The organism is Streptomyces europaeiscabiei (genome assembly GCF_001550375.1).
Classification (GTDB): domain Bacteria; phylum Actinomycetota; class Actinomycetes; order Streptomycetales; family Streptomycetaceae; genus Streptomyces; species Streptomyces europaeiscabiei.
The window spans coordinates 1-7,226 of record NZ_LRTR01000805.1 but is presented as its reverse complement, the minus strand read 5'-3'; the positions used below and the strand labels follow the sequence as shown (position 1 = coordinate 7,226).

General features: G+C 71.4%; 6 protein-coding genes and 1 pseudogene. 2 read left to right on the top strand and 5 right to left on the bottom strand.

Annotated features, from left to right (window positions below; genetic code table 11):
• From AWZ10_RS39775 to mqnE, 5 genes and pseudogenes are all read right to left on the bottom strand, one after another.
• Positions 1-246: pseudogene (locus tag AWZ10_RS39775) on the bottom strand (dehypoxanthine futalosine cyclase); the annotation flags it as partial.
• A gap of 32 nt (positions 247-278) precedes the next feature.
• A complete protein-coding gene (locus AWZ10_RS39770; RefSeq protein ID WP_046708157.1) occupies positions 279-1,175 on the bottom strand; it encodes a menaquinone biosynthetic enzyme MqnA/MqnD family protein in 897 nt (298 codons plus the stop codon).
• 39 nt (positions 1,176-1,214) lie between these two features.
• A complete protein-coding gene (locus AWZ10_RS39765; protein WP_046708156.1) occupies positions 1,215-1,979 on the bottom strand; it encodes a thioesterase II family protein in 765 nt (254 codons plus the stop codon).
• Positions 1,980-2,121: 142 nt separating this feature from the next.
• Positions 2,122-2,421 carry a ferredoxin gene (locus tag AWZ10_RS39760; protein ID WP_046708155.1) on the bottom strand — a complete coding sequence of 100 codons (300 nt, stop codon included), beginning with the start codon at positions 2,419-2,421 and terminating at the stop codon, positions 2,122-2,124.
• Positions 2,422-2,584: 163 nt separating this feature from the next.
• The gene (mqnE, locus tag AWZ10_RS39755; protein ID WP_046708154.1) at positions 2,585-3,748 is read right to left on the bottom strand and encodes an aminofutalosine synthase MqnE; all 1,164 of its coding nucleotides are present in this window, start codon (positions 3,746-3,748) and stop codon (positions 2,585-2,587) included.
• 384 nt (positions 3,749-4,132) lie between these two features.
• On the opposite strand from mqnE, the gene AWZ10_RS39750 reads away from it, so the two are divergent.
• Together AWZ10_RS39750 and AWZ10_RS39745 are read left to right on the top strand one after the other, a co-directional pair.
• Positions 4,133-4,993 (top strand): 1,4-dihydroxy-6-naphtoate synthase, encoded by an 861-nt coding sequence (locus AWZ10_RS39750; RefSeq protein ID WP_060893500.1) that lies wholly within the window; start codon positions 4,133-4,135, stop codon positions 4,991-4,993.
• Between the two features lie 339 nt (positions 4,994-5,332).
• The coding region (locus tag AWZ10_RS39745) for a type I polyketide synthase (RefSeq protein WP_159058532.1) at positions 5,333-7,226 on the top strand (1,894 nt) is incomplete at its 3' end.

The window sequence follows — 7,226 nt, the reverse complement described above, 5'->3', positions numbered from 1 at the left end:
GTAGAACGCGCAGAACTTGCACGCCGTGACGCACACGTTCGTGTAGTTGATGTTCCGCTCGATGATGTACGTCGCGATGTGCTCGGTCCCGGCGTACCTACGGCGGCGTACGGCGTCGGCGGCGGCGCCCAGCGCGTGCAGGGGCGCGTCGCGGTAGAGGTCGAGCGCCTCCTCGGGGGTGATCCGCCCACCCTCGGCGGCACGGTCGAGGACGGGCTGGAGCGGGGACTTCGGAGGTCGGGACATGGTGGCCGGGCCTTTCGGTGACGGGGTACGGATCAGGAGGAGGGGTCGAGCAGCCGGACGGCGACGTCGGGCGGGAAGCCCTCGGACCCGCCGCCCACCCGGCGCGCGAACTCGGCGATGCCGGCGAGCTGCGCCTCGCCGAGGCTGAAGTCGAGGGCCGTGGTGTAGTAGCGCTCCAGCGTCTCGGCATCGAACTCCTCCCACTGGGCGGCCTGTTCGCACACCTTGGACACCTCCGTCATCGACAGGTCGCGCGAGGCCAGCAGATCGGCGTGGACCCGGCGCGCCAGCTCCGGCTCGCGGGCCAGGAAGTCACGGCGCGCGGCGAACACCGCGAAGACGAAGGGCAGTCCCGTCCAGTCCTTCCACATCCGGCCCAGGTCGTGCACCTGCAGACCCATCCGGGGTGCCTCGTACAGGGCCGCGCGCAGGGCGGCGTCACCGATGACCACCGCGGCCTTCGCCTCGGCCATCATGGTGCGCAGATCGGGCGGGCAGACGTGGTACTCGGGGTGCACGCCGACGCGTTCTGCGAGGAGCAGCTGTGCCAGCCGCACCGAGGTACGGCTGGTGGAACCCAGCGCGACGGGCTGCCCGTCCAGCTGCTCCAGTGGCACCTGGCTGATGATCAGACAGGACATGACGTCGCCGTCGCTGCCGACCGCGATGTCCGGCAGGGCCACCAGGTCGTCGGCGTGCCGCAGGTACTCCAGCAGGCTGATCGGCCCCATGTCGAGGTCACCGGCGGCGAGCGCGTCGTTGAGACCGTCCGGCGTGTCGGTGCGCAGGTCCATGTCGAGGAGGCTGCCGGTGCGGGCCAACCCCCAGAACAGCGGGAGGCAGTTGAGGAACTGGATGTGGCCCACCCGGGGACGGCGTCGGCGCGCCGGCGCCGACTGCGCGGTCGTGGGTGCGAGTTGCTCGGTCATCGTGCACAACTCCCGGAACGGGTCGAGGGGGAAGACGGGTCAGGCCCGGCGGGCCGTCGCGGCGAAGTGCTCCTGGAGCACGGCGAGCACCTCGGCGGGACGCTCCGAGAGGAAGAAGTGTCCGCCGGAGAAGACCCGCAGGTCCGATCCGGCCTCGGTGTGCTCGCTCCAGGCGCCGGCCTCCTCCAGCGACGTGCGGGGGTCGGCGTCGCCGGTGAGGACGGTCACCGGGCAGCGCACCACCGCACCGGGAGTGCAGCGGTAGGTCTCCACGGCCCGGTAGTCGCTGCGGATGGCGGGCAGCACCATGCGCAGCAGTTCCTCGTCCTGGAGGACCTGGGCGTCGGTGCCGGCCAGCTTGCGCAGCTCATCGATCACCCCGTCGTCGTCGAGGGTGTGCACGTGCTCGTCGCGGGTGCGGGACGGGGCGCGGCGCCCGGAGGCGAACAGCCGGACGGGGCCCCGCCCGAGGCGCTCCAGGCGGCGCGCCACCTCGAAGGCCACCAGCGCGCCCATGCTGTGCCCGAAGAACGTCAGCGGACGGTCGTCGGCCCAGCCCGTCAGGGCCGAGGCGACCTGGTCGGCGAGGTCGGCGACCGAGGCGGGACCCGGTTCGTGCCGTCGGTCCTGACGGCCGGGGTACTGGATGGCGGCGACATCGACACCGGGGCTGAGCGCGTTGGCGACCGGGACGTAGAAGCTGGCCGAGCCACCCGCGTGCGGGAAGCACACCAGCCGCTCGGCGGCGTCGGGAGAGGGCCGGAACCTGCGGATCCACAGGTCGTCGGCGGTGGGGGAACTCATGGGACGTGCGTGTCCTTCCCAGGGGGCGAGGTGCTCGGACCCGGCCGCAGGCGGACGGGGCGGCCGGGAGAGCGTGGAGCGGAGGGGACGTCACCGGGGCGACGAGCCGATCGCCACGGTGACCTGTCCGAGAGAGCCGACGTCAGTCGTCGGCCACGGGCCCGTACACCTCGACCCCGTCGGAGACGCGGCGCACGTGAATGCACTCGCCGGGGCACTCCTTGACCGAGTCGACCACGTCGGCGAGCACCTCCACGGGGATCAGGGCCGTCGCCCCCGGCTGCAGGAGCAGCTCGTCCTCGTCGTCCTTGACGTAGGCGAGCCCGTCGGTGTCCAGCTCGAACACCTCGGGCGCGTACTGGGCGCAGATTCCGTCACCGGTACACAGGCCCTGGTCGATCCAGACTTCCAGGTCCTCGTCGTTCGTCGTCTGCGTGGACATAAACACCTGCCTGGCGGGTCGTCATGATGCGGACACGGTGCGCACACCACGGTTGAACGGCGGCGCGCGCACCGTGTACACGAGGGGAGTCGTGCACGTCGGGCACGAGAGGAGTCGTGCACGTCGTGCACGAAGGGGTTCCCGGCCTCGGGGCCTGCCGGGGTCAGACGCGCATCGGCTGCGGAGACTCCCGGCGCGCCGGGTCGGGGCGGTCGTACTCCCGGATGATCTCGTACCGGGTGTTGCGCTCCACCGGGCGGAAGCCGGCGTCGCGGATGAGGTCCAACAGGTCCTCGCGGGTCAGCTTGTTCGGCGTGCCGTAGTTGTCCGCGTCGTGGGTGATCTTGTACTCGACGACCGAGCCGTCCATGTCGTCCGCACCGTGCTGCAGTGCCAGCTGGGCGGTCTGGACACCGTGCATGACCCAGAAGACCTTGACGTGCGGGACGTTGTCGAAGAGCAGCCGCGAGACGGCGAACGTCTTCAGGGCCTCGGCGCCGGTCGCCATCTGCGTCCGTGCCTGCAGCCGGTTGCGGATCTTGCCGTCCTTCATGTCCACGAAGTCGTGCTGGTAACGCAGCGGGATGAAGACCTGGAAGCCGCCCGTCTCGTCCTGCAGCTCACGCAGCCGCAGCACGTGGTCCACCCGGTGCCGGCGTTCCTCGACGTGCCCGTAGAGCATGGTGCACGGGGTCTTGAGCCCCTTCTCGTGCGCCAGGCGGTGGATACGGGACCAGTCCTCCCAGTGGGTGCGGTGGTCCACGATGTGCTGCCGGACCTCCCAGTCGAAGATCTCGGCGCCACCGCCGGTGAGCGACTCCAGACCGGCGTCGATCAGCTCGTCCAGGATCTCCGAGGCGGTCAGTCCGGAGATCGTCTCGAAGTGGTGGATCTCCGTCGCCGTGAACGCCTTCAGACCGACGTTCGGCAGCGCCTTCTTCAGCTCCCGCAGCGAACGCGGGTAGTACCGCCACGGCAGGTTCGGGTGCAGACCGTTGACGATGTGCAGTTCGGAGAGGTGCTCGTTCTCCATCGCCTTGGCCAGCCGGACGGCCTCCTCGATGCGCATCGTGTACGCGTCCTGCTCGCCCGGCTTGCGCTGGAAGGAGCAGTACGCGCAGGACGCGGTGCACACGTTCGTCATGTTGAGGTGACGGTTGACGTTGAAGTGGACCACGTCACCGTTCTTGCGGGTGCGCACCTCGTGTGCCAGACCGCCCAGCCATGCCAGGTCGTCCGACTCGTACAACGCGATGCCGTCCTCGCGGGACAGCCGCTCACCGGAGAAGACCTTCTCCTCCAGCTCACGCTTGAGCCCAGCGTCCATGGCCGGGAACCTCCTCGTTCAGTGCCTGGCGGCACACGTGGTGAGTGTGAGCACGCGATGCGGCCCGACTCGTCGACACGCCCCGGGACGTATCAGCTTGGGAAGAACAACGGACCGCCCGTTCCGCCCGGGGACGTTCGGGCGGAACGGAACGGAGCCGCACCACACGAACGGCTCCGCTGAAGCGGCCGGCCACAACAGACCCGGGGGAACCGGCCAACGATCCGGGACCCACGGGCCCTGGCCGGGAACGGCGGGCACCGACGCCGCGTCGGTGGGGCCTGCCCATCCTCGCGGAGGGCAGTCTGGGGAAAACCCCACATCCGCAACGGGTTTGCTGAGGGCTTCCGCCGCCGCCCGCCGACAAGAAGGAAGCGCCCGCCCATGACGACACCGCTGACCCTCGCGCACTCGCCGTGCCCCAACGACACGTTCGTCTTCCACGCCTGGACCGAGGGACTGCTTCCCGGCGCCCCCGACGTGCGGCTCACCTTCGCCGACATCGACGTCACCAACGGACTCGCCCGACGCGGCGAACTCGACGTCCTGAAAGTCTCCTACGGCGTGCTGCCGCACATCCTCGACGACTACGTGCTGCTGCCGAGCGGCGGCGCCCTCGGCCACGGCTGCGGCCCGCTCGTCCTGACCGCCCGACCGGGCGAACCCGCCGCCCTGTCGGGGGCCCGCGTGGCGGTGCCCAGCACCACCTCCACGGCCTACCTGCTGTTCCGGCTGTGGGCGGCCGATGCCGTGCCCGGAGGCATCGGCGAGACCGTCGTCCTGCCCTTCCACGAGATCATGCCCGCCGTCCGCGACGGCCTCGTGGATGCAGGACTCGTCATCCACGAGGCACGCTTCACCTATGACCGCTACGGCCTGCACTGCACGGCCGACATGGGTGACGAGTGGGAGAAGCGCACCGGCCTGCCCATCCCTCTCGGTGCCATCGTCGCCCGCCGCTCCCTCGGCGAACCCCTGCTGAGCCGCCTCACCGACACCGTCCGCGCCTCCACCCGCGCCGCCTGGGACGACCCCGCCGCGTCCCGCGCCTACGTCCTGCGGCACGCGCAGGAAATGGAACCGGCCGTCGTCGACCAGCACATCGCCCTGTACGTCAACGAGTTCACGGACCGGCTCGGCGAGGAAGGACTGCACGCCGTACGCACCCTCCTCGACCGGTCGGCCGAGCTCGGCCTGATGCCCCGCGTCCGCGCCGACGCACTGGACCCGACCCGCCGCCTGTGAGCGGCGCTCCGCGGCGACGCACCGGACCCGACCAGCCGCCCGTGAGCGTCGCTCCGCGGGAACAGCCTCAAAGGGCCTGCCGCCTCCAAGACCTGCCACAACGCTAGAAGTTCTCTTAGAGCCCTCGGCCGGCACCCCGAAAACGGGCGGAACCCCTCCCATAATCGGCCCCTGGGGCAGGCCCGGGACCGGTGAGGCCTGCCCTGACCTGCCCCACGAGGGCGTCGGGCGGCGCGCCCGCCCCTCACCGGCCCCGGCGCCCCTCGGTGCTGGGGCCGACCCCATGCCCCGTGCCCCACCGGCGAGCCAGCGTGCCCGCCGCCGAAGGGAGACCGATCCGTGAGCGAGGACAGGCTGCACGACTTCCTGACCCGAGTCTCCAGCGACCTCCAGCGCACCCGCACCAGGCTGCGTCAGGTCGAGGGCAGGGCCACGGAACCGATCGCCGTGGTTTCCATGAGCTGCCGCTATCCCGGCGGGGTACGCACCCCCGAGGACCTGTGGCACCTCGTCGACAGCGGCACCGACGGCATCTCCACGTTCCCGGACGACCGAGGCTGGGACCTCGACGCCCTCTACGATCCCGACCCCGACCACCCCGGCACCGTCTACACCCGGGAAGGCGGCTTCCTCCACGACGCCGCCGACTTCGACCCCGCCTTCTTCGGCATGTCACCCCGCGAGGCTCTCGCCACCGACCCGCAGCAGCGCATCCTCCTCGAAATCGTCTGGGAGAGCCTCGAACGCGCCGGACTGCGCCCCGCCGACCTGCGGGGCAGCTCCACCGGCGTCTTCGCCGGGGTCATGTACAACGACTACGCCACTCGTTTCCCCGAGCCGCCCCCCGGCGTCGAGGGCCACCTCGGCAACGGCAGCGCGGCGAGCATCGCCTCCGGCCGCATCTCCTACACCTTCGGCTTCGAGGGCCCCGCCCTGACCGTCGACACCGCCTGCTCCTCCTCCCTCGTCGCCCTGCACCTCGCCGTGCAGTCCCTGCGTCAGGGCGAGTGCGACCTCGCACTGGCCGGCGGTGTCGCCTTCATGTCGACTCCGGTCACCTTCCTGGAGTTCAGCCGTCAGCGCGGACTCTCGCCCGACGGGCGCTGCAAGTCCTTCGCCGACGCCACCGACGGGACCGGCTGGGGCGAGGGAGCGGGCGTCCTGCTGCTCGAACGCCTCTCCGACGCCCGCCGCAACGGCCACCAGGTGCTCGCCGTGATCCGTGGCTCGGCCGTCAACCAGGACGGCGCGAGCAGCGGTCTCACGGCCCCCAACGGCCCCTCCCAGCAGCGCGTCATCCGGCAGGCGCTGGCCTCCGCCGGGCTCTCCCCCAAGGACGTGGACGCCGTCGAGGCGCACGGCACCGGCACCACCCTCGGCGACCCCATCGAGGCCCAGGCCCTCCTCGCCGCCTACGGCCAGGACCGCCCCGCCGAACGCCCGTTGTGGCTCGGCTCGCTCAAGTCCAACATCGGCCACACCCAGGCCGCCGCCGGCGTCGGCGGCGTCATCAAGACCGTCATGGCCCTGCGCCACGGCGTCCTCCCGCGCACCCTGCACGTCGACGCGCCCACCACCGAGGTCGACTGGACCGAGGGCCACGTACGTCTCCTCACCGAACCCGTCTCCTGGCCGCACACCGACCGGCCCCGGCGCGCCGGAGTGTCCGCGTTCGGAGTCTCCGGCACCAACGCTCACGTCATCCTGGAAGAGGCCCCGCCCGCCGACCCGCAGACCGGGGAGACGCACGACGAAGACCCCGCCCCCGAGCGCCCGGTGCCGGCGGTGATCCCGTGGATCCTCTCCGCCCGCACCAGCGACGCCCTCAAGGCCCAGGCGGCCGCCCTGCTCGCCCACCTCGACGGCCACCCGCACACCGACGACCTGGCCGTCGCCCGCACCCTCGCCGACCGACGCTCCCTCTTCGAGCAGCGTGCCGTCGTCCTCGGCACCGGCCGTGACACCCTCGCCGCAGGCCTGCGGACCCTCGCCGAGGGCCGCGTGTCCCAGGACGTCGTCACCGCCACCGCCAGGCGGGGTGGCCGGACGGCGTTCTTGTTCTCGGGTCAGGGGGCGCAGCGTCCGGGGATGGGCCGGGAGTTGTACGAGGCGTTCCCTGTCTTCGCGGATGCCTTTGACGCGGTGTGCGCGCATGTCGGCTCCGGGTTGCGGGATGTCGTCTTCGGTGGGGATGGCGAGCGGTTGGGTCGTACGCAGTGGACGCAGCCGGCGT

What these genes read in the sequence shown, in the direction of transcription:
- AWZ10_RS39770 (WP_046708157.1), bottom strand. Translation starts at nt 1,175, where the DNA reads ATGACCGAGCAACTCGCACCCACGACCGCGCAGTCGGCGCCGGCGCGC.
- AWZ10_RS39765 (WP_046708156.1), bottom strand. Translation starts at nt 1,979, where the DNA reads ATGAGTTCCCCCACCGCCGACGACCTGTGGATCCGCAGGTTCCGGCCC.
- AWZ10_RS39760 (WP_046708155.1), bottom strand. Translation starts at nt 2,421, where the DNA reads ATGTCCACGCAGACGACGAACGACGAGGACCTGGAAGTCTGGATCGAC.
- mqnE (WP_046708154.1), bottom strand. Translation starts at nt 3,748, where the DNA reads ATGGACGCTGGGCTCAAGCGTGAGCTGGAGGAGAAGGTCTTCTCCGGT.
- AWZ10_RS39750 (WP_060893500.1), top strand. Translation starts at nt 4,133, where the DNA reads ATGACGACACCGCTGACCCTCGCGCACTCGCCGTGCCCCAACGACACG.